Raw genomic sequence first — 21,337 nt, 5'->3', positions numbered from 1 at the left:
TCTCACATCAAAGTTTTGAAAATGGTCGGAGCGAGAGGATTCGAACCTCCGACCCCCTGTACCCAAAACAGGTGCGCTACCAGGCTGCGCCACGCTCCGACCGTGCGCCTCTCTTAGACGTGCTTTGCGCGATTGAAAAGACCTAACACGCCCAAGCGGCGTCCATCTGATCAAAGCTGGGGTGGCGCAGCGCATCGCCCACGGAAATCCCAAGCTGGCTGGCCAGCCCGCCGTTGATTTCAAGCACGTGAGTCAGCCCGTCACCGCCCTGGATGGGCGTCTCATCAAGGGGAATCGCGTTTTCATGGATGTGGCGGATCACGCCGGTTTCATCGGCAAACAGCATGTCGAGCGGAATGAGCGTGTTGCGCATCCAGAACGACAACCGAGTCGGCGCAGGGTAGATAAACAGCATCCCCGCCGACGTCGCCATCTCGGTGCGATTCATCAACCCCAAGGCGCGGGTCGCATCATCATCGGCAATTTCGACATTGAAACGCGCCTGGCCAAAGTCGCCCCGGACCCAAACCTGGGTGTCGCTGCAATTCGCCGCCGCTTGAGATACCAACCAGAAAAGGGCGACCAAAGCCGCTGCCATCCGGGTCCGCAACGCGTGGGCTTTAGTCGTCATCGCGGTTCAGGGCTGCTTCCCATGCCAGCACCTCTGCCGCCATGCGGCCGCGTTTGCCGTCGATGACGCGCATCGCGAGCGCCTCGCCCGGTTGCAAATCCGACAGGCCCGAGCGGCGCAGCACCTCGACATGCAGGAACACATCTTCGGTCAGGCCAAACACATTGGCAAAGCCAAATCCCTTGCCCTTGTCGAACCACTTGACCCGCCCCGGTTGCAGCGGCGCATTGGACACTTCGACCATATCCAGATCGGCGATGTCGCTCAGCGCGGAGCCCTCTTCCTGGTGGGGCGGAACGATATGCACCACTTCGACCGCCTGCACGCCGCGATCCGTCTTTTGCACGCGCACATCAATGGCCGTTCCGTCCGCGATAGAGGATTGGCCGAAATTGCGCAGCACATTGACATGAAGCAAGATGTCAGGGCCACCGGAAGTCGCAACAATAAAGCCGAACCCTTTGACGGGATCGAACCATTTGACTGTACCTGCAACCAGGTCCGGCTCTTCGATGTGATCTGACACCGTGCGTCTTTCTTTGAGTGTCCTATGACGTAGTGTTAGACTTGCGCTATTTTGCACTCCGGTTTCAACCCGAAAAAGTTGTTTACTTACAGTCAATTGCATTTCATGTCACATGAAATTCACGGGTTCAGGCGCACAATTTCCCAAGGTTCTGCGGGATTTAGGCGGGTCCAACGGAACCGATCATGCAGTCGAAATGCGCCATCCGCCCAGAATTCGACTTCGGTCGGGATGATGCGGTAGCCGCCCCAAAACGGCGGGCGCTTGGGGTTGTGGCCGTGTTTGGCGGTGACCTTGGCGACCTCTGCCATCAGCGTGGCGCGGCTGTCGAGCGGGGCGCTTTGGTCCGACGCCCACGCCCCAAGCCGCGATTTGAGCGAGCGCGACGCATAGTAGGCATCCGCTTTGGGGCCATTCTCTTTTTCGACATCGCCACGCACGCGCACTTGTCGGCGCAGCGACTTCCAGTGCATCACAAAGGCCGCCTTTTTGGCGCTGTCCAACTCCCCCGCCTTGGCGGAGGTGTAGTTGGTATAAAATACAAAGGCGTCATCCTCGACATCCTTCAAAAGCACCATGCGCGCATTGGGCATGCCAGACGCATCCACCGTGCTGAGCGCGATGGCGTTTGCGTCGTTCGGCTCGGCCTGCTCGGCCTCCGCCATCCACGCGCGCACGATCTCAAACGGGCTGTCGCCTGCAAATTTTCCGTCCCGGTCCGCCATATCGCAACTCCTAAAGGGTTTGCGCACAGCTAGCGTTGTCACAGCCGCGCTTCAACCACACTGCCCTCCCTTGATGCCTCTGGGGCAATGGCCTAAAGCTGTGCGTCATAAAACACGGGGACGGGACGCGCAGCACATGGCAAGCAATTTGATGGCGGGCAAACGGGGCCTTATTATGGGTCTGGCCAACGACAAGTCGATCGCATGGGGCATTGCACGCACCCTGCACGAGGCAGGCGCGGAACTGGCGTTTTCCTATCAGGGCGATGCGCTGAAAAAACGGGTCGATCCATTGGCCGGTCAGTTGGACAGCGATATCGTGTTGCCTTGCGATGTAGGTGACGAAGCATCGATGGATGCACTGTTTGAAGGCCTCAAAGAGCGGTGGGACAGCCTTGATTTTGTCGTCCATGCCATTGGGTTCTCAGACAAAAACGAGTTGCGCGGCCGCTATGTCGACACCACTCGCGGCAACTTTGCGCTGACCATGGATATCTCGGTCTATTCCTTTACCGCGATCATGCAGCGCGCCGAAAAGATGATGAAGCCCGGTGCCAGCGCGCTGACCCTCACCTATTACGGGGCCGAGCAGGTCATGCCGCATTACAACGTCATGGGTGTGGCCAAGGCTGCGCTTGAGGCGTCCGTCAAATATCTGGCCGAGGATCTGGGCAAGGACGGTATCCGCGTCAACGCCATCAGCGCCGGCCCGATCAAGACGCTGGCCGCCTCGGGCATCGGCGATTTCCGCTATATCATGAAGTGGAACGAATATAATTCGCCCCTGCGCCGCAATGTGACCATCGACGATGTGGGCAAATCCGCGCTTTACCTGCTTTCTGACCTCGGCTCGGGCACGACGGGTGAGAACCTGCACGTGGATGCAGGCTATCACGTGGTTGGTATGAAGGCGGTCGACGCCCCTGACATCTCAAAGGGTTAAGCGATGGGCCTGACCCTTCCCGACCTTCTGGCCTTCAACGTGGTCCTGCTGGCAGCCCTCGCCTCACCGGGGGCGGCGATGCTTTATATCACACGGATGACGGTGGCCTCGGGCCGGATGGCAGGTCTGGCCACGGGTCTGGGTCTTGGCACCGCTGCAGCCCTCTGGACGCTGGCGGCCTTTCTGGGGCTTGAGGCCGTATTCACCCTGTTTCCATGGACATACACCGCGCTGAAACTCGGCGGTGCGGCTTACCTGATCTGGATTGCGATCCAGACATGGCGGCATGCCCGGCGGCCTCTGGGCGATGCCCCGACGCCAAAAGGGCGCGCCTTTGCGTCCGGACTGCTGGTCAATGCGGGCAATCCGAAATCCATGTTGTTCGCTGCCGCTGTCATCGTGGTCATCTTCCCCCAGGGGCTGGCGGCTGCTGACGTCGCGCTGATTGTGCTGAACCACTGGCTGCTCGAACTGGCCTTTTACAGCCTGCTCGCCACCCTGCTCAGCTCGGGGCCTGCGCGCGCGGGCTATGTCAGTCTCAAACCCCTGCTTGACCGCATCGCTGCCGCCCTACTCGGCGCGCTTGGCCTGCGCCTGATTCTGGAGAAGTAATATGTCTGCCGACGACCAAAGCCGCCTGCCTCACGAAAAAGGGTTCCACATCAGTTGGGATCAAATCCACCGTGACAGCCGCGCGCTGGCTTGGCGGCTGGATGGCAAAGGGCCGGATGAGGGCAGTTGGCGTGGTATCGTCGCGATCACACGGGGCGGCATGGCCCCGGCCATGATCATCGCGCGCGAATTGGATGTACGCACCGTCGACACGATTTCCGTGAAATCCTACGACCACCAGACCCAAGGCAGCGCAACAGTGCTGAAATCGCCCGATACAGAGCTGATGGGCGACGGCGACGGTATCCTGATCATCGACGATCTGGTGGACTCGGGCAAAACCCTTGAAGTCGTGCGCGCGCTCTATCCCAAGGCGCATTTCGCCACCGTATATGCCAAGCCCAAGGGCGAGCCGATGGTGGATACGTTCATCACGGGCGTCAGTCAGGATACGTGGATCTTCTTCCCATGGGACATGGCGCTGCAATACGTCCAGCCCTATCGCGGCACGGATTAGCTCCCCCTTCATCTCAGTTCCCCAAAAAATCGCCGGAGGCTCCGGCGTCATCGAGACGGAGGCCCCCATGCCGATCACCCGCACCGCCGCCACCTTTCCGCCCCCGGTCATGGAGGCGCGGCGCTGGCTTGAAGGGGCCACCTTTGCGCCCGACCGGCCCCTGATCAATGTCAGCCAGGCGGCCCCGGTCGACCCACCCCCGCCCGCGTTGCGCCAAGCCATGGCCGACGCGGCGCTGACGCAGGACGACGCGCATCTTTACGGGCCCGTTCTGGGGATGCCTGCATTGCGCGACGGCCTCAGTGCGCAGATCAATGCGCATTACGGTGCACACACAACGCCGGATCAGGTGGCGATCACTTCGGGCTGCAATCAGGCCTTTGCGGCGGCGCTATCATCGCTGTGCGCCGAAGGGGATGAAGTTATCTTGCCAACCCCGTGGTATTTCAACCATAAAATGTGGTTGGACATGACCGGCGTGACCGCCGTCGCCCTGCCTGTTGGCGCAGGTATGCTGCCGGATGTCGCTGCCGCCCGCGCCCTGATCACACCGCGCACTCGCGCCATCGCCCTTGTAACCCCCAACAACCCGGCGGGCGTCGAATACCCTGCCGATCTGGTGCTGGCCTTTTTCAAACTGGCGCAGAAACATGGCATCGCGCTGATCGTCGATGAAACCTATCGCGATTTCGACAGCCGTACGGGCGCGCCCCACCCGCTCTTTTTTCAAAACAAGTGGGACGAGACGTTCATCCACCTCTATTCCTTTTCCAAAGCCTACCGGCTGACCGGGCACCGTGTGGGTGCGCTGGTCACATCGGCGAAGCGGCTGGCAGAGGCGGAAAAATTCCTCGACACCGTCGCGATCTGCCCCGGCCAGATCGGGCAATACGCCGCCCTCTGGGGCTTGGAAAACCTCGGCCAGTGGGTCGCGGGCGAGCGCGATGAAATCCTTGCGCGTCGCGCCGCCATCACGGATGGCTTCGACGCCCTCACGGACAAAGGGTGGCAACTGCTCGGGCTTGGGGCCTATTTCGCCTATCTCGAACACCCGTTCGACATCTCCTCGGCTGACCTTGCGCCCAAATTGGTGAAGGAGGCCGGTATCCTGTGCCTGCCGGGTACGATGTTCTGGCCTGATGGATCGCCGGAGGGCGCGCGGCAACTCCGCATCGCCTTCGCAAATCTCGACGCGCGTGGCATTGCCGACCTTTACGCAAGGCTCTCGGCCCTGAAGCTGTGAACGCAACGGCCCTTGCCCGCCCCCGCGCGCACAGATAGACAACGCAAAACCCGTTTCTTACCCAAGAGAGCACGCATGGCCAAGGGCACGAACTCCTTTTCGAAAACCGCAGTCTGGATCCTTTTGGGTCTGCTTATTCTGGCACTTGGCGGCTTTGGGGCAACGAACCTCAGCGGCACGATCCGCACCGTGGGTCAGGTCGGTGACAAGTATATCGACGTGCAGGATTATGCCCGCAATCTCCAGCAGGAGATTCAGGCCGTCAGCCAACAAACCGGCAACCAATTGACCTTTGCACGGGCCCAAGCCATCGGGCTTGATCAGGCTGTTCTGTCCCAATTGGTGCGGGCCCGCGCGCTTGATCACGAGGCAGATCAGATGGGCCTCAGCGTGGGGGACGAAACCCTGCGTGACGAAATCCTGAATATCCCCTCCTTCCGCGGCCTTGATGGCAGCTTTGATCGCGAAGCCTACAGCTTTGCACTCAGCAATTCGGGCAGCAGCGAAGCGGAGTTTGAACAGCAGTTGCGCGACGAGGTGGCGCGGTCCCTCCTGCAGGGTGCAATCATGTCGGGGATTTCGATGCCCGACACCTACGCCGAAACGCTTGTGGCCTTTCTGGGCGAAACCCGCGACTTCACATGGGTCCGCCTTGATCAAAGCGATCTGACCACCCCGCTTGATACGCCTACAAACGAGGTGCTGCGCGCCTTTTACGACGAGAACATTGACGACTACGAACTGCCCGAAACCAAGCGGATCACCTATGTGAGCCTGCTCCCCGACATGATCCTTGATACAGTCGAGGTCGAAGAGGCGACTTTGCGCGCCGAATATGAGACGCGCGCTGACGAGTATAACCGCCCCGAGCGGCGACTGGTTGAACGGCTGGTCTATCTGGATGAGGCGTCAGCCGATCAGGCCGCCGCACAGCTTGAGGTAAACGGCACCACGTTTGATGCGCTGGTGCAGGACCGTGGCCTGACCCTTGAGGATGTCGATCTGGGCGATGTATCCCGCCTTGAACTCGACGCCGCCGGTGAGGCCGTGTTTGCCGCCGAGGTCGGTGATGTGGTCGGCCCCCTGCCCTCGGCCCTTGGGCCTGCACTGTTCCGCGTGAATGGTGTTCTGGCCGCGCAACAAACCTCGTTCGAGGACGCCCGCGCCGAGATCCAGCAGGAACTGGCATTGGATGCCGCCAGCCGTCAGGTCGCCTTTTCAGCCGAGGAATATGACGATCTGCTCGCCGGGGGGGCCACGCTCGAAGAGTTGGGCACCGAGACGGACATGCAGCTTGGCAGCATCGACTGGTTTCCTGCGCAGGACGAAGGCATCGCAGCCTACGACGATTTCCGCGCCGCGGCCGCCGCCCTGACAATTGAGGATTTCCCTGAAATCATCGCGCTCGACGAAGGCGGCATTGTCGCCATGCGCCTTGAGGAAGTCCTGCCGCCGCGCCCGGCCCCCTTCGAGGATGTCGAGGACGACGTGCGCAGCAATTGGGAGGCCGCGCAGGCTGAAACCGCCCTGTCCGCACAGGCCGAGGCGATCTTGCCCGCATTGCAAGAAGGGCAAAGTTTCGCCAGCCAATCCCTTGATTCCATTATCGAAAAAGACCAGGACCGCAGCGCCTTTGTCCAAGGCACACCGCCCTCGTTCATGACGACGGTCTTCGAGATGGAGACGGGTGATGTGCGCGTCGTCCCCGATTTTGGCGCGGTCCTGATCGTGCGTCTGGACGGGATCAACCCGGCGACCGAGAATGAAGATCTGCAGGGCGAAACCGAAGGGCTGAGTGCTGAGGTCGGCCAGATGGTTGCAACCGAGTTGTTCAACATCTTTTCCGAGGATGTCGTCGTGCGCGCCAGCCCACAGATCAACCAGCAGGCGCTGGACGCTGTGCATGTGAACTTTCCCTAATGGCGCTGATCCCTGATTTCGACACGTTTGCCGCCGCCTATGACGCGGGGCACAATCAGGTGGTCTATACCCGGCTTGCGGCCGATCTCGACACGCCGGTGTCGCTGATGCTCAAGCTCACGGGCGCGCAAAAGGACGCCTTTGTGCTCGAGTCGGTGACGGGCGGCGAAGTGCGGGGGCGCTATTCCATCGTGGGGATGAAGCCCGACCTGATCTGGCGCTGTCGCGGCACGACCTCGGCCATCAACCGCACCGCCCGCTATGACGGGGACGCGTTCGAGGATGTCGCGGGCGACCCGCTCGACGTATTGCGCGATCTGATCGCCGAAAGCCGCATCGATCTGCCTGACGATCTGCCCCAGGCCGCGGCGGGCCTGTTTGGCTATCTTGGCTATGACATGGTGCGCCTTGTCGAACATCTGCCGGATGTGAACCCCGACCCGCTTGGCCTGCCCGATGCAATCATGCTGCGCCCCTCGGTCATTGCGGTGCTGGATGGGGTCAAGGGTGAGGTCACCGTGGTCTCGCCCGCATGGGTCAGCGACGGGCAATCGGCCCGCGCCGCCTATGCCCAAGCCGCCGAGCGTGTCATGGACGCGGTGCGCGATCTGGAACGCGCGATGCCGTCCGAAACCCGCGATCTGGGCGATGCAGGCAGCGTGGCGGACCCGGTGTCGAATTTTACCAAATCAGGCTATATGCAGGCCGTCGAAAAAGCGCGCGACTATATCAAGGCGGGCGACATCTTTCAGGTGGTGCCGGCGCAACGCTGGACGCAGGAGTTTCGCGAGCCGCCCTTTGCGCTTTATCGTTCGCTGCGCCGCACCAACCCGTCGCCCTTCATGTTCTATTTCAACTTCGGCGGCTTTCAGGTGATCGGGGCAAGCCCCGAAATCCTTGTGCGCGTGTTCGGCAACGAGGTCACGATCCGCCCCATCGCTGGCACCCGCAAACGCGGCGCGACCCCGGAAGAGGACCGCGCGCTCGAGGCCGATCTGTTGGCCGACAAGAAGGAACTGGCCGAGCATCTGATGCTGCTCGATCTGGGCCGCAACGATGTGGGCCGGGTGGCGCGCATCGGCACCGTGCGCCCCACCGAAGAGTTCATCGTCGAACGTTATTCTCACGTGATGCACATCGTGTCCAACGTCGTGGGCGAATTGGCAGAGGGCAAGGACGCGCTGGATGCGTTCTTTGCCGGGATGCCCGCAGGCACGGTGTCTGGCGCACCCAAGGTCCGAGCGATGGAGATCATCGACGAGTTGGAACCCGAAAAGCGCGGCGTCTATGGCGGCGGCGTCGGTTATTTCAGCGCGGGCGGCGATATGGACATGTGTATCGCGCTGCGCACCGCCGTGGTGCAGGATCAAAAGCTGTATATCCAGGCGGGCGGCGGGGTTGTCTATGACAGCGACCCCGAGGCCGAATTCATGGAGACGGTGCACAAATCCGGTGCCATCCGGCGCGCCGCCGAGGATGCGGCGCGGTTTGCGGGGGGCAATCGGTGATGTGTCTGATCGCTGCGACTACCCCCTCCGATGAGGACCGCCGTGCCGGTTGAGCCGTTCACCCTGGGTGGCGTCGAAGTCGCCCCCGGAACCCGCGCAACTGTCGCTCTGCCCGTCTCGGCCCTGCCGGATCACACGCCCATCAACCTCAGCGTCGAGGTCATTCACGGCAAGCGCCCCGGCCCCACCATGTTTGTCAGCGCCGCCGTCCACGGAGACGAGGTGATCGGGGTCGAGATCGTGCGACGGCTGCTGCGCGCCCCGCAAATCAACGCCTTGCGCGGCACCTTGCTTGTGGTCCCGGTCGTTAACAGTTTCGGCTTTCTGGCCCGCTCGCGCTATTTGCCGGATCGGCGCGATTTGAACCGCTGTTTTCCCGGTTCCTCATCCGGCTCGCTTGGGTCGCGTTTGGCGCATATCTTTCTGCGCGAGGTCGTGTTGCGGTGCGACTTCGGGATTGATCTGCATTCCGCAGCCGAGCACCGCACCAACCTGCCCCAGATCCGCGTCACACCACGCGACACGACCACGGCGCGCATGGCGCAGGCCTTCGGGGCGCCGGTGATCCTGACCTCGCCCTTGCGCGACGGGTCCCTGCGCGGCGAGGCGGCAGAGCGCGGCACGCCGGTGCTGCTTTATGAAGCCGGCGAAGGGCTGCGGTTTGACGAGTTCGCGGTGCGCGTCGGGCTGGCGGGCATTCTGCGGGTGATGCGCGATCAGGGTATGGTGGCCGCCAAAGGCATCGCCAAGGCCCGCACCCCATCGCTGATCTGTCTTGCCTCATCCTGGTTGCGCGCGCCTGTTGGAGGTCTGTTGCGCACCTTCCGCGCCGAAGGGGAGATCGTCGAAAAGGGCGATGTGCTGGCCGCTGTCTCGGACCCCGCAGGCCAGGCCGAAACCGAATTGCTGGCCCCGGCCCCCGGCATTCTGATCGGGCGCGCCGTGCTGCCTGTCGTGAACGAGGGCGACGCAGTGTTCCACCTGGCCGCCCTCAGCCCGAAGGCGGATGAGGACACGGTCGAGGCATTGACCGTACAGCTCGACAGCGACCCGCTGTTCGACGAAGATGAGATTATCTGACGCTTATTGGGCCGTGTTCAACGTGGTCAGCACAGCCGAGATCGGCGCAAGCGCGACCCGCTCTGCCCGGTCCTGCAACCCCCACAACAACAGCGCCGAGATCGTGTCGGGGCGCACGCGACCCACCATGATCACGCCCCCCTCCTGACCGGCGCGAAACGCGGCCTGATCCAGAAAGCGTCGGATCACCGTCGGACTTTGATCCGCGCTGTCAAAGTCGCGGAACACCAGACCTGCGGGCACGCCATCGCGCGCCGCGAGTTTCTGTGCGGTGTTGAGCCCTTTGGACTGCAAGACGAGGCCGTGGCCCGAGGCCAACAACGCATCGGTGATCTGATCCGAGGCGTCGCGACTGCCCTGCATCCCCTCGCCGGTTCCCTCCATCACCGCCACCGCTTCGGGGACAGCATCAAGCGCAGCGGACAAGGCGACCTCGGCATCGCCCGCCGTGGCTCCGGTCGGCAAGTCCATCAGCGCCATCACCTCAAACCCTTCGGCGCGGTAACTTGCCATGCGGGCCTGCGCATCCGGCAGGGTCGCCTCGACCGCAAAGCTCAGCGGATAGGGAAAGGTTTGCAACGCGGCGAGGCCAACCGGCCCACCCGTCAGATCAACGCCGCTGTCGATCAGCACGATGGACATCAACGGCTTGTCATCCGGGTTCTCGAACGGCGCGGCAAAGGCCACAATGGGCGGAGCATCAGAGGGGCTTGCCTCGGCCTCCGCAGTGGTGTCGGTGGTCGTGGGCACCTCTGGGGTGCGGTCCACCAGCGATCCCGCAGGTTCACCAATCGTTGGGCGGCCCGGTTGCGCCGCGTCCCCGGGGGCCAGGGCCGCAATGTCGTCGGCGGGCGGATCAGCCGGGGCATCGGCCACATCAGGCGCACTGGGTGCGGGGGTCGTATCAGGTGCTTGTGGCGCGGGATCTTCGGAGGCGGGGCTGTCTGGCGCGACGTCCGCCTCGGGGGCAAAGGCGGTGGAGGTGTCGGACATTTCAGGGGCCGGAGGCTGCGCAGGATCGGTCGAGATCGACAACTCGGTTTCGGAGCCGGGCACCACAGGCGCGTCCCCTTGGGTCGAGGGTTGCACAGGGGCGACATCTCCCACATCGACCGCGCCTGTATCAGTCGCCTCGGCGGGGCCCGCCAGATCGTCCGCCGCACCGGTCTGAGGCACCACAGCGGTGTCCGATCCGGCCTCCGCGACCGAGGCCACATCGTCCGCCTCAGGCTCTGCCACTTCCGGGGCGTTGGCGTTGCGGGCCAGGTCCGCGTCGGTCACCGCCGTTGCAGTGCTCGCCTCTCCGGCCTCGGGGGCGCGGGTTTCGGTCGGGGCCTCGACAACCGCATCGGGGCGCGATGGCCCTTCGGCCACGACCGACACAATCCCGGCTCCCAGCACACTGGCCACGCCGCCCCATACCAAGCCGCTCAGAAATCCCCGTGCCATGTCGCTGTCTCCGCCCGTTTTTGTGGCCGCCCCCGCTTTGCGGTGTAACGTGCCGTCTGCTTTATCCCGTCGTCCAGACCGCGCGTCCCCTTGACGGTCACGGGCAAGCCTGAGCATGTATGCGCGCAACTATAAGGCCCTATGCGCCCCCTTGGAATACGAGATTTCACGATGCTGCTGCTGATCGACAATTACGACAGTTTTACCTACAATCTGGTCCACTATCTGGGCGAATTGGGCACCGATGTGGTGGTGCGCCGCAATGATGCGCTGGACGTTCAAGAGGCGATGGGGATGCGCCCCGCGGGGATTTTGCTGTCTCCGGGGCCGTGCGATCCCGATCAGGCGGGAATTTGTCTGGCGCTGACGCAAGCGGCGGCTGAAACCCGCGTGCCGCTGATGGGCGTGTGCCTTGGGCATCAGACCATCGGGCAGGCTTTTGGCGGCAAAGTCGTGCGCGCGCCCGATATCGTACACGGCAAGGTCGGCACGATGCACCATACAGGCACCGGCCTTTTTGCCGGGCTGCCCACCCCCTTCGAGGCCACCCGCTATCATTCCCTGACCGTGGACCGGGCCAGCCTGCCTGACTGCCTCGAGATCACCGCCGAGGTCGAGGACGGCACGATCATGGGCCTTTCCCACCGCGAGTTGCCGATCCACGGTGTGCAATTCCACCCTGAATCCATCCGCTCAGAACACGGGCACGCGCTGCTGCGCAACTTCACAGACCTGATGGCGGTGCCAGCATGAGTGATGCTCTCAAACCCCTCATTGATGCGGCCGCCAACGGGCCACTGAGCCGCGCACAGGCCGAGGCCGCTTTCCAGATCCTCTTTGACGGCGAGGCAACACCAAGCCAGATCGGCGGGCTGCTGATGGCGCTGCGCACACGCGGCGAGACGGTCGATGAATACGCCGCTGCCGCCGCCGTCATGCGCGCCAAATGCAACGCGGTGCAGGCCCCCGAGGGCGCGATGGACATTGTCGGCACCGGCGGGGATGGCAAAGGCACGCTGAATATCTCGACCGCCACCGCCTTTGTGGTGGCCGGTGCAGGCGTGCCCGTGGCCAAACACGGCAACCGTAACCTCAGCTCCAAATCCGGCGCGGCGGATGCGCTCACGCAGATGGGGATCAACGTGATGGTGGGCCCAAAGATCGTTGAAAAGGCGATCCACGAGGCCGGGATCGGCTTTATGATGGCCCCCATGCACCACCCCGCCATCGCCCATGTCATGCCCACCCGGGCCGAGCTTGGGACGCGCACGATCTTCAACATTCTCGGCCCCCTCACGAACCCGGCAGGGGTGAAACGGCAACTGACAGGCGCATTCTCTCGCGATCTGATCCGGCCCATGGCCGAAACGCTTGGGCAACTCGGCTCAGAAGCGGCATGGCTTGTGCACGGCTCGGACGGGACGGATGAGTTGACCATCACGGGCATCTCGTGGGTCTCCGCGCTGGAAAACGGCACCGTGGCCGACTTCGAACTCCACCCCGAAGAGGCCGGACTGCCCACCCACCCGTTTGAGGACATCGTAGGCGGCACACCCGAAGACAACGCCAAGGCCTTCGACGCGCTGCTCAACGGAGCCCAAAACGCCTATCGCGATGCGGTTCTTCTCAACGCCGCTGCCGCGCTCAAGGTGGCTGGCCACGCCGACTCCCTCAAGGACGGCGTGGAACAGGCCCGCACCAGCATCGACAGCGGCGCAGCACAGGCTAAACTGAAAGCAGTGGCACAGATCACGCAAAGCACCGTCTGACCGCTTCTTTTGACCAAAAATACCGCGGGGAGCCCGAGGGGCAGGCCCCTCGGTCCCACCCCATCCGCAAGGGCCACCGCCATGACCGACACGATCCTCGACAAGATCAAAGCCTACAAACTGGAGGAGATCGCCGCCGACAAGGCCGCCAAACCGCTTGAGGTGGTCGAGGCCGAAGCGCAAGAGGCAGGCCCCGTGCGCCCCTTTGCCGAGGCGCTGCAATATGCCAGCCGCGAAGCCTACGGGCTGATCGCCGAGATCAAAAAGGCGAGCCCCTCCAAGGGCTTGATCCGCGAGGACTTTGATCCCGCCGCCCTTGCCGCCGCCTATGCCGAAGGCGGGGCGACCTGCCTGTCGGTGCTCACCGATACGCCAAGTTTTCAGGGGGCCAAGGACTTCCTCACCCAAGCCCGCAACGCCTGCGACCTGCCCGCGCTGCGCAAGGATTTCATGTACGACACCTATCAGGTGGCCGAGGCGCGCAGCATCGGGGCGGACTGTATCCTGATCATCATGGCCTCGGTCAGCGACGTGCAGGCCCAAGAACTGGAGGATGCGGCCACAACCTGGGGCATGGATGCGCTGATCGAAGTGCATGACGCTGCTGAACTGGAACGGGCCTCCGCCTTGAAAAGCCCCCTCATTGGGATCAACAACCGCAATCTCAAGACCTTTGACGTGACCCTCGACACCACGCGGATGCTGTCCAAACAGGTGCCCATGGATCGGATGATCGTGGCCGAAAGCGGGCTGAACACCCCGGCTGATCTGGCTGATCTGGCGATGTATGGCGCCCGCACCTTCCTGATCGGGGAAAGCCTGATGCGGCAGGCGGATGTGGCGGGTGCGACGCGCACGTTGCTCGCCAATCCGCTGAATGCGGGCGGGGGGATGTAGGATGGCGCTGACCCACTTCGACGCCTCGGGGGCCGCGCATATGGTCGATGTATCCGACAAGGACGTCACCCACCGCATCGCAGTGGCCGAGGCCTGGATCAAGATGCGTCCTGAAACCTTTGATATCGTTACCGAAGGGCGGGCAAAGAAGGGTGACGTGATCGGTGTGGCCCGCTTGGCCGGGATCATGGGGGCCAAGCAGACTTCGACACTCATTCCGCTGTGCCACCCGCTGCCGATCACGAAGGTGGCCGTGGATATCAAACCCGATGCGGACCTGCCCGGCCTGCGTATCACTGCCACGGTCAAAACCACCGGCCAGACCGGGGTCGAGATGGAGGCGCTGACCGCCGCTTCCACCGCTGCGCTGACGGTCTACGACATGGCCAAGGCCGTGGATAAGGGCATGGAAATCGGCGGGCTGCGCGTGCGCCTGAAAGACGGCGGGAAATCAGGGCGTTACGAGGCCCCATGATCACCGTCGCCCAAGCGCTTGACCATCTCTTTGCCCTTGCCGACCCTTTGCCCGTCGAAACGGTCCCGCTGCGCGCAGCACATGGCCGCATCCTCGCCGAAACCGTCACAGCCCGGCGCACCCAGCCCCCTTTTGCGGCCTCCTCCATGGATGGCTACGCGCTCAAGGGGGTCGAGGCCGACCTGCACGCTCAGTTCAAGGTGGTGGGCGAAGCCGCCGCAGGGCATCGCTGGACTAGCACGCTTGGCGCAGGTCATGCCGTACGGATATTCACCGGCGCACCTGTGCCCGAGGGGGCCGACAAGGTTGTCATCCAAGAGGACGTAACCCGCACGGGCGATCTGATCACCATCACCGACGATCCCGGCCCAAAGGACAATATCCGCCCCGCAGGCGTCGATTTCACCGCAGGCATGGCGCTTGAGGCCCCCCGCCGCCTGTCACCGGGCGACATCGCCTTGCTCGCAGCCATGAACATCCCTGAAGTGCCCGTACACCACGCACCCGTGGTGGCCATCATCTCGACCGGGGATGAACTGGTGCAGCCCGGCGAAGATCCCGGTGCGGACCAGATCATCGCCTCCAACACGTTCGGACTGGCCGCGATGTTTGAGGCTGTGGGCGCGCAGACCCGTATGCTGCCCATTGCGCGCGACAGCGACAGTGCGTTGCGCACCGTTTTTGCCCTCGCCCAAGGCGCTGATCTTATTGTCACAATCGGTGGCGCATCGGTGGGCGATCATGATCTGGTTGGCGGTGTTGCCGCTGATCTGGGTATGGAGCAATCGTTCTACAAAGTTGCCATGCGCCCCGGCAAACCGCTGATGGCGGGGCGTCTGAATGGCACGGCGATGGTGGGCCTGCCCGGCAATCCGGTCTCTGCCATGGTCTGCGGCACCGTGTTTCTGACGCCAATGATCAACGCGATGCTGGGGCTTGGGCAGGCACCTGCGGCGCGGGTGGCGTTGCCACTCTCGGCCCCTCTGGATCAGAACGGGCCGCGCGAGCATTACATGCGCGGCACAATCCAAGACGGCACCGTGCAGGGTGCGGGTGCGCAGGACAGCTCGCTTCTGTCGGTGCTTGCCCGCTCCAATGCGCTGATCGTGCGGCCCCCAAATGATCCCGCCCGCGTGCCCGGTGATCTTGTCGACACCATCGCTTTGCTCTGACCAGTTGACACAAAACAAGAACGTCCGTAGAACAAACGCAAACCAATGACATTTGGTACGCGACAAAACGGAGGACAGGGCATGTTGACGAAAAAGCAGTTGGATCTGCTGGAGTTCATCCACAAACGGGTGCAGCGCGATGGCGTGCCGCCCAGTTTTGACGAGATGAAAGAGGCGCTTGATCTACGCTCCAAATCCGGGATTCACCGGCTGATCACAGCCCTTGAGGAACGCGGGTTCATCCGCCGCCTCGCCCACCGCGCCCGCGCCATCGAGGTGGTGCGCCTGCCCGAAGCGCTTGGCGGCGCGGCCTCCGGCTTTACGCCCAAGGTCATTGATGGCGACCGCCCCGACCTGCCCCCACCCCCTTCGGCCATGTCGGTCGAGGCGGTACACGCGGTCGAGTTGCCCGTAATGGGCCGGATTGCTGCTGGTGTCCCGATCTCGGCCATTTCCGAGGTGTCCCATTCGGTGGCTGTGCCTGGGCAGATGCTGTCCGGGCAAGGCGATCACTATGCCCTTGAAGTCAAAGGGGATTCGATGATCGACGCCGGGATCAATGACGGCGATGTTGTTGTGATCCGCGAGACGTCCGCCGCGGACAATGGTGATATCGTGGTTGCACTGGTCGAGGATCACGAGGCGACCCTGAAACGCTATATGCGCCGCGGCGACCAGATCGCGCTCGAAGCGGCCAATCCCGCCTACGAGACCCGTGTGTTTCCGGTGGGGCATGTGAAGGTGCAGGGCAAGCTGGTCGGGCTGATCCGCACCTACTGATCACCGCCGTCAGATTTACGCAACGCAGGGGCGGACCAACAGGTCCGCCTTACTTTTGCGCCAACGTCAAATCGGTTTGAGACAGCGCCAAGGCCGGTGCCGCATAGCGCCGCCACCCCGACCACATCCGATCCCCCGTCACATCCCGTGCGGTGACCAGTTTGGCGTCCGCGCCCTGCCCCAGCACCGCAACCGATCCGGTTTTCCGCAACAGTTTTGCATCCAGCAGCAGACATGCCCCATTTTCTGTATTCTCAAGCGTGCCATTGACGACCACGATCTGGCCGGGTGCGCAGCCATCGAAGCTCGCAAGCGCCCTTTTACCGCTGAGGTGGATCACCGGCACATCATCGGGCCAGCGCGCTGCGGCGGCCTCTTGGTCGATCCCCTCGCCGTCATTCTCAAGCCAGTTGCGCGCGACGAACCCGGCCCCTTTCGGCTTGCTGAGCGCGCGGCCCTCATCCGTCATAACGCCCACAAGCCCCCCGGTATCGGCGATCAGCACCGTTGGGCGCGCGCCTGATTGCCACAGCATCACCGCGCCCGCCATCGCCGCAACTCCGGCAAAACGGACCCGCCCTTGCCACAGGATCACAAACAGCGCGCCCATCGCCATGACCGGCAGCACCCATGCCCCCGGCTCCGGCACATAGCCGCGTGCCCCCTCAAGTGACGACACATAGTCCGCCACCCACAGGATCCACTGCAACCCCGCGCCCATGAGCCATAGGCCCACCGCCTCCGCCCCGAACGGGGCCAAGGCCAGCGCCAGCACCGCGGCAGGGATCACCAGCACCCCCATCAAGGGCACGCTGGCAAGGTTAGCGATCAATCCGTAATGCGCGATTGCGTTGAAATGCGCCGCCCCGATGGGCGCAGTGGCGAGCCCCGCAATGGCCGAGGACAGCATCACACCGACAACCGGCTGCGCCCATTTCGGACCCAACTGCCACTCCGCATCGCGCATCCAGCCGAACACCGCCACCAGTGCGGTCGTGGCGGCAAAGGACATCTGGAACCCCGGCCCCATCAACGCTTCGGGGCGCAAGGAAAGCACGATCAAGGCTGCAATCGCCACCGCCCGCAAACTGATGGCGCGCCGGTCGATCAGGATTGCGCAGAGGGCCACCGCAACCATGACAAAGGCCCGCTCGGTCGCGACATTGCCGCCCGACAGCGCGAGGTAGACCGACGCCGCAATCAACGCGCCCACAGCCGCCATTTTCCGTGCGGGCCAATGCAATGCGATCAGCGGGATCAACGCAAAGATCAACCGCAAGAGGCCAAAGACAAAGCCGCTCAGCAACCCCATGTGCAGGCCCGAGATGGCAAGCAAATGAGCTGTATTGGACGCGCGCAAATCGTCCAGACCGTCTTGGGAAATGCCGCTGCGATCCCCTGTGGTGACGGCGGCGGCAAACCCGCCCACATCACCGGGCAGCACCTCTTGCACACGAGCCGAGACACTCATGCGGATGCCGAACACCATCTGGCGCAGATCGAATTGCGGGGCGGAAATCGCGACCAGAGGCACCCGCGTGTAGCCCACTGCGCCCAGTTCCGCGAACCACGCATGGCGTTGAAAATCAAACCCGCCCGGTTCGACCGGCCCGCCGGGCGGGCTGAGATGTGCGGTGGTCATCACGCGTAGACCGGGACTTGGTGCGATCCCGAGGCTCGCATCGCCGTGCAGCGAAATCCGCACGCGCGTGGGCGTGTCTTCAGGCGACACCCGGTCGAGCTTGACCTGATCGAGCGTCAGGCGCACCGCGTCCGACCCGCTGCGATCCATGCCGACGACCCGCCCCTCGACAGGACCGTAGTAGCGCCAGTCAATCACAGGGCCCGCCACGCCGTGCGCCCGCCAGCCCGCCAGCACAAAGCCAAGCGCAATCATCGCGGCAAAGACAAGCAGCGGCGACACCCTTTCATCCACATATCGCGCCAACAGCGCCGCAGCGCCGCCAGCCACAAGGACCGCGCCAATCAGCACCACAGATGGCTCAAACCGCAGCCCGAAGAACACCGCGATCCCGATGGCCATGCCGACGGGTAGCCAGCCGAACAGATGGCCGCGCTGGTAGAGAAACGTGTCACGAATGGATTGGCCAAGGCCCATGCTTGCCCCTGTGGCCCATGCTGAGTATCAGGAGCCCGAACCCTATCCCTCGCATGGTTACTGAAAGGTAAACGGCCCGCTTATGTCTCAGCCCGTTGTCACCCGTTTCGCCCCCTCGCCCACCGGCTTTCTGCATATTGGTGGCGCGCGCACGGCGCTGTTCAACTGGCTTTATGCGCGCGGGCGGGGCGGTAAATTTCTGCTGCGGATCGAGGATACGGACCGCGCGCGGTCTACCCCAGAGGCGACGCAGGCGATCCTTGACGGGATGGCGTGGCTGGGGCTGGACCATGACGGCGAGGTGATCAGCCAGTTCGACCGCGCCGACCGGCACGCCGAGGTGGCCCACCAATTGCTGGCCGAGGGCAAGGCCTACAAATGCTTTGCCACCCAGGACGAGATCGCCGCCTTTCGCGAGGCGGCCAGGGCCGAGGGGCGCTCGACCCTGTACCAGTCGCCATGGCGCGACGCGGACCCGAGCACACATCCCGACCTGCCCTATGTGGTGCGCATCAAGGCCCCGCGCGACGGCGAAACCGTAATCCGCGATGAAGTGCAGGGCGATGTGACAATCAACAACCGCCAGCTTGATGATATGGTACTGCTGCGCGGGGACGGTACGCCGGTCTATATGCTGGCTGTCGTGGTTGACGACCACGATATGGCAGTGACCCATGTGATCCGGGGCGATGATCACCTGAACAATGCGGCGCGTCAGATGATGATCTACACCGCGATGGGCTGGACCGTGCCGACCTGGGCCCATATTCCGCTGATCCACGGGCCGGACGGCAAGAAACTGTCCAAACGGCACGGCGCGCTCGGGGCGCAGGAATATCAGGTGATGGGCTACCCGGCGGCAGGGATGCGCAACTACCTGGCCCGGCTCGGGTGGAGCCATGGGGACGACGAATTCTTTGACGATGCGCAGGCCAAGGAGTGGTTTGATCTCAGCGGGATCGGCAAAAACCCGGCGCGGTTCGACCTCAAAAAGCTCGAAAATCTCTGCGGGCAGCACATGGCCCAGATGGATGATGCCGCATTGCAGCAAGAAATCAGCACATTTCTGACAGCAGCCGGTCGCCCGGCGTTGAAACAATCGCAGGTCGAGGGACTTTTGGCGGCAATGCCGTTCGTCAAGGAACGGTCCAAGACCTTCCCTGAACTCCTTGATAAAGCGCACTTTATCCTTGCTGAGCGCCCCATTGCGCCGGACGACAAGGCATCAAAAGCACTTGATACGGTATCCCGTGGTATGCTGAGCCAATTGACGCCGCATCTGCAAACCGTTACTTGGGATCGTAACAGTTTGGAGGCAGTCCTGAACGATTTCGCGACAGATCAGGACACCAAATTCGGCAAACTGGCGGGCCCCTTGCGTGCCGCGCTTGCAGGCCGGGCCGTAACGCCTTCGGTTTTTGACATGATGCTGGTTCTGGGGCGCCAAGAAACCCTTGCCAGACTGACGGACGCTGCCGCCTGACGCCGGGGTTAACCTCTGGTTACGTGCGCGCAGTCTAACGATGGGACCGTGACATCTGTTGCCGCCCCGGCAGGCCCGAACCTGCCCTGTGACGAAAAGGAAGACCTGATGGCTGACGCACAAAAATCCGCAACGCTGACGATCGGAGAGGACTCCTATGACCTGCCGATCCATTCGCCCACGGCGGGCCCCGATGTTCTCGATATCCGCAAGCTCTACGGGCAGGCGGGCGTGTTCACTTACGACCCGGGCTTTACCTCGACGGCAAGTTGCGACAGCACCATCACGTTCATCGACGGCGGCGAGGGTGTGCTGCTGCACCGCGGCTATCCGATCGACCAACTCGCGGAAAAATCCCACTATCTCGAAGTCTGCTATTTGCTGCTGTATGGCGAGTTGCCTTCGGCGGCCCAGCTCGAGGAATTTGAAAGCCTCGTCACCAACCACACGATGCTGCACGAGCAGATGCAGTATTTCTATCGCGGGTTCCGCCGGGATGCGCACCCGATGGCGATCATGACGGGCGTTGTCGGCGCCATGTCGGCCTTTTACCATGACAGCACCGACATCACCGACGCCCACCAGCGCGAGGTCGCTTCGATCCGCCTGATTGCCAAGATGCCCACAATCGCGGCCTGGGCCTACAAGTTCTCCATCGGGCAACCTTTTGTCTATCCGCGCAACGATCTGGACTATGCCTCCAACTTCCTGCGCATGTGTTTTGCCGTCCCTGCCGAGGACTATGAGGTCAACCCGATCCTCAGCCGCGCGATGGACCGTATCTTTACGCTGCACGCCGATCACGAGCAGAACGCATCGACCTCGACTGTGCGCCTGGCCTCATCTTCGGGTGCCAACCCCTTTGCCTGTATCGCCGCCGGGATCGCCTGCCTTTGGGGGCCGGCCCATGGCGGTGCCAACCAAGCCTGCCTTGAGATGCTCAAGGAAATTGGCACCGTCGACAAAATCCCCGAATACATCGCTCGCGCCAAGGACAAGGACGATCCGTTCCGCCTGATGGGCTTTGGGCACCGCGTCTACAAGAACTTCGACCCGCGCGCGACGGTGATGAAACAGTCCGCCGACGAGGTGCTGGAACTGCTTGGCGTCGAAAACAATCCCGTCCTCCAGGTCGCCAAGGAACTCGAAAAAGCGGCTCTCGAAGATCCGTATTTCGCCGAGAAAAAGCTGTTCCCGAATGTGGATTTCTATTCGGGCATTATCCTGGAGGCGATGGGTTTCCCCACATCGATGTTCACGCCGATCTTTGCGCTCAGCCGCACGGTGGGCTGGATTTCGCAGTGGAAAGAGATGATCGCAGACCCACAAAACAAAATCGGGCGTCCTCGCCAGCTGTATCTGGGCGAGACATCGCGGGATTACGTTGATATCGAAAGCCGCTGATCCGACGACGGATTATGATGACGCCTCCGCTTAAGCGGGGGCGTTTTTCGTTCCCGAGGGGGTTTCGGTTCGGGGTGAGGCTGC

General features: G+C 62.9%; 20 protein-coding genes and 1 tRNA gene. 15 read left to right on the top strand and 6 right to left on the bottom strand.

Annotated elements, in window-relative coordinates:
• Positions 1 to 22: 22 nt before the first annotated feature.
• The 4 genes from Q0908_RS01030 to pdxH all read right to left on the bottom strand — a co-directional run bounded on the left by Q0908_RS01030 (position 23) and on the right by pdxH (position 1,882).
• Positions 23 to 99 (bottom strand) — tRNA-Pro (locus tag Q0908_RS01030).
• A 43-nt stretch (positions 100 to 142) separates the two neighbouring features.
• Positions 143 to 631, bottom strand: a complete 489-nt coding sequence (locus Q0908_RS01025; protein WP_299280584.1) for a DUF192 domain-containing protein — start codon at positions 629 to 631, stop codon at positions 143 to 145.
• Positions 621 to 1,157 (bottom strand): cold-shock protein, encoded by a 537-nt coding sequence (locus Q0908_RS01020; protein ID WP_299280583.1) that lies wholly within the window; start codon positions 1,155 to 1,157, stop codon positions 621 to 623. The genes Q0908_RS01025 and Q0908_RS01020 overlap by 11 nt, the downstream gene beginning before the upstream one ends.
• 119 nt (positions 1,158 to 1,276) lie before the next feature.
• Positions 1,277 to 1,882 (bottom strand): pyridoxamine 5'-phosphate oxidase, encoded by a 606-nt coding sequence (pdxH, locus tag Q0908_RS01015; protein ID WP_299280582.1) that lies wholly within the window; start codon positions 1,880 to 1,882, stop codon positions 1,277 to 1,279.
• A 136-nt stretch (positions 1,883 to 2,018) separates the two neighbouring features.
• Between pdxH and fabI the strand changes: the two genes are divergently transcribed.
• The 7 genes from fabI (at position 2,019) to Q0908_RS00980 (ending at position 9,705) form a co-directional block, all read left to right on the top strand.
• Complete coding sequence (gene fabI / locus Q0908_RS01010; RefSeq protein ID WP_299280581.1) at positions 2,019 to 2,825, top strand: enoyl-ACP reductase FabI; 807 nt, start codon at positions 2,019 to 2,021, stop codon at positions 2,823 to 2,825.
• Between the two features lie 3 nt (positions 2,826 to 2,828).
• A complete protein-coding gene (locus tag Q0908_RS01005; RefSeq protein ID WP_299280580.1) occupies positions 2,829 to 3,437 on the top strand; it encodes a LysE family transporter in 609 nt (202 codons plus the stop codon).
• Position 3,438: 1 nt separating this feature from the next.
• Complete coding sequence (gene gpt, locus Q0908_RS01000) at positions 3,439 to 3,954, top strand: xanthine phosphoribosyltransferase (protein ID WP_299280579.1); 516 nt, start codon at positions 3,439 to 3,441, stop codon at positions 3,952 to 3,954.
• A 67-nt stretch (positions 3,955 to 4,021) separates the two neighbouring features.
• Positions 4,022 to 5,197, top strand: coding sequence for an aminotransferase (locus tag Q0908_RS00995; protein WP_299280578.1), 1,176 nt, complete (start codon positions 4,022 to 4,024; stop codon positions 5,195 to 5,197).
• Positions 5,198 to 5,272: 75 nt separating this feature from the next.
• Positions 5,273 to 7,117 (top strand): peptidyl-prolyl cis-trans isomerase, encoded by a 1,845-nt coding sequence (locus Q0908_RS00990; RefSeq protein WP_299280577.1) that lies wholly within the window; start codon positions 5,273 to 5,275, stop codon positions 7,115 to 7,117.
• Positions 7,117 to 8,625, top strand: coding sequence for an anthranilate synthase component I (gene trpE, locus Q0908_RS00985; protein WP_299280576.1), 1,509 nt, complete (start codon positions 7,117 to 7,119; stop codon positions 8,623 to 8,625). Before Q0908_RS00990 ends, trpE begins: the two co-directional genes overlap by 1 nt.
• A 42-nt stretch (positions 8,626 to 8,667) precedes the next feature.
• Positions 8,668 to 9,705, top strand: a complete 1,038-nt coding sequence (locus Q0908_RS00980) for a succinylglutamate desuccinylase/aspartoacylase family protein (protein ID WP_299280575.1) — start codon at positions 8,668 to 8,670, stop codon at positions 9,703 to 9,705.
• Between the two features lie 3 nt (positions 9,706 to 9,708).
• Here the strand turns inward: Q0908_RS00980 and Q0908_RS00975 are convergent, their stop codons facing one another.
• Entirely contained in the window at positions 9,709 to 11,154 is a 1,446-nt protein-coding gene (locus Q0908_RS00975; RefSeq protein WP_299280574.1) for a divergent polysaccharide deacetylase family protein, read from the bottom strand.
• A 171-nt stretch (positions 11,155 to 11,325) separates the two neighbouring features.
• Here Q0908_RS00975 and Q0908_RS00970 point away from each other — a divergent pair, with 171 nt between their 5' ends.
• The 6 genes from Q0908_RS00970 to lexA all read left to right on the top strand — a co-directional run bounded on the left by Q0908_RS00970 (position 11,326) and on the right by lexA (position 16,247).
• Entirely contained in the window at positions 11,326 to 11,907 is a 582-nt protein-coding gene (locus Q0908_RS00970; protein WP_299280573.1) for an aminodeoxychorismate/anthranilate synthase component II, read from the top strand.
• Positions 11,904 to 12,923 carry an anthranilate phosphoribosyltransferase gene (gene trpD / locus Q0908_RS00965; RefSeq protein ID WP_299280571.1) on the top strand — a complete coding sequence of 340 codons (1,020 nt, stop codon included), beginning with the start codon at positions 11,904 to 11,906 and terminating at the stop codon, positions 12,921 to 12,923. Before Q0908_RS00970 ends, trpD begins: the two co-directional genes overlap by 4 nt.
• An 81-nt stretch (positions 12,924 to 13,004) precedes the next feature.
• Positions 13,005 to 13,820, top strand: coding sequence for an indole-3-glycerol phosphate synthase TrpC (trpC, locus tag Q0908_RS00960; RefSeq protein ID WP_299280569.1), 816 nt, complete (start codon positions 13,005 to 13,007; stop codon positions 13,818 to 13,820).
• A 1-nt stretch (position 13,821) separates the two neighbouring features.
• Positions 13,822 to 14,295, top strand: coding sequence for a cyclic pyranopterin monophosphate synthase MoaC (gene moaC, locus Q0908_RS00955; protein WP_299280567.1), 474 nt, complete (start codon positions 13,822 to 13,824; stop codon positions 14,293 to 14,295).
• On the top strand, positions 14,292 to 15,467 hold the full coding sequence (glp, locus tag Q0908_RS00950; RefSeq protein WP_299280565.1) for a gephyrin-like molybdotransferase Glp: 1,176 nt from the start codon (positions 14,292 to 14,294) through the stop codon (positions 15,465 to 15,467). Before moaC ends, glp begins: the two co-directional genes overlap by 4 nt.
• Positions 15,468 to 15,548: 81 nt before the next feature.
• Positions 15,549 to 16,247 (top strand): transcriptional repressor LexA, encoded by a 699-nt coding sequence (lexA, locus tag Q0908_RS00945; RefSeq protein ID WP_299280563.1) that lies wholly within the window; start codon positions 15,549 to 15,551, stop codon positions 16,245 to 16,247.
• Positions 16,248 to 16,296: 49 nt separating this feature from the next.
• On the opposite strand, the gene Q0908_RS00940 is transcribed toward lexA, so the two are convergent.
• Positions 16,297 to 18,366, bottom strand: a complete 2,070-nt coding sequence (locus Q0908_RS00940) for a ComEC/Rec2 family competence protein (RefSeq protein ID WP_299280561.1) — start codon at positions 18,364 to 18,366, stop codon at positions 16,297 to 16,299.
• A gap of 82 nt (positions 18,367 to 18,448) precedes the next feature.
• Between Q0908_RS00940 and gltX the strand changes: the two genes are divergently transcribed.
• Both gltX and gltA read left to right on the top strand, forming a co-directional pair.
• Positions 18,449 to 19,849 carry a glutamate--tRNA ligase gene (gene gltX, locus Q0908_RS00935; RefSeq protein WP_299280559.1) on the top strand — a complete coding sequence of 467 codons (1,401 nt, stop codon included), beginning with the start codon at positions 18,449 to 18,451 and terminating at the stop codon, positions 19,847 to 19,849.
• A 108-nt stretch (positions 19,850 to 19,957) separates the two neighbouring features.
• The gene (gltA, locus tag Q0908_RS00930; protein ID WP_299280557.1) at positions 19,958 to 21,253 is read left to right on the top strand and encodes a citrate synthase; all 1,296 of its coding nucleotides are present in this window, start codon (positions 19,958 to 19,960) and stop codon (positions 21,251 to 21,253) included.
• Positions 21,254 to 21,337: the final 84 nt, after the last annotated feature.

The sequence above is a fragment of the uncultured Tateyamaria sp. genome (assembly GCF_947494755.1).
GTDB lineage: Bacteria > Pseudomonadota > Alphaproteobacteria > Rhodobacterales > Rhodobacteraceae > Tateyamaria.
This window is presented reverse-complemented; position numbering and strand designations above follow the sequence as displayed.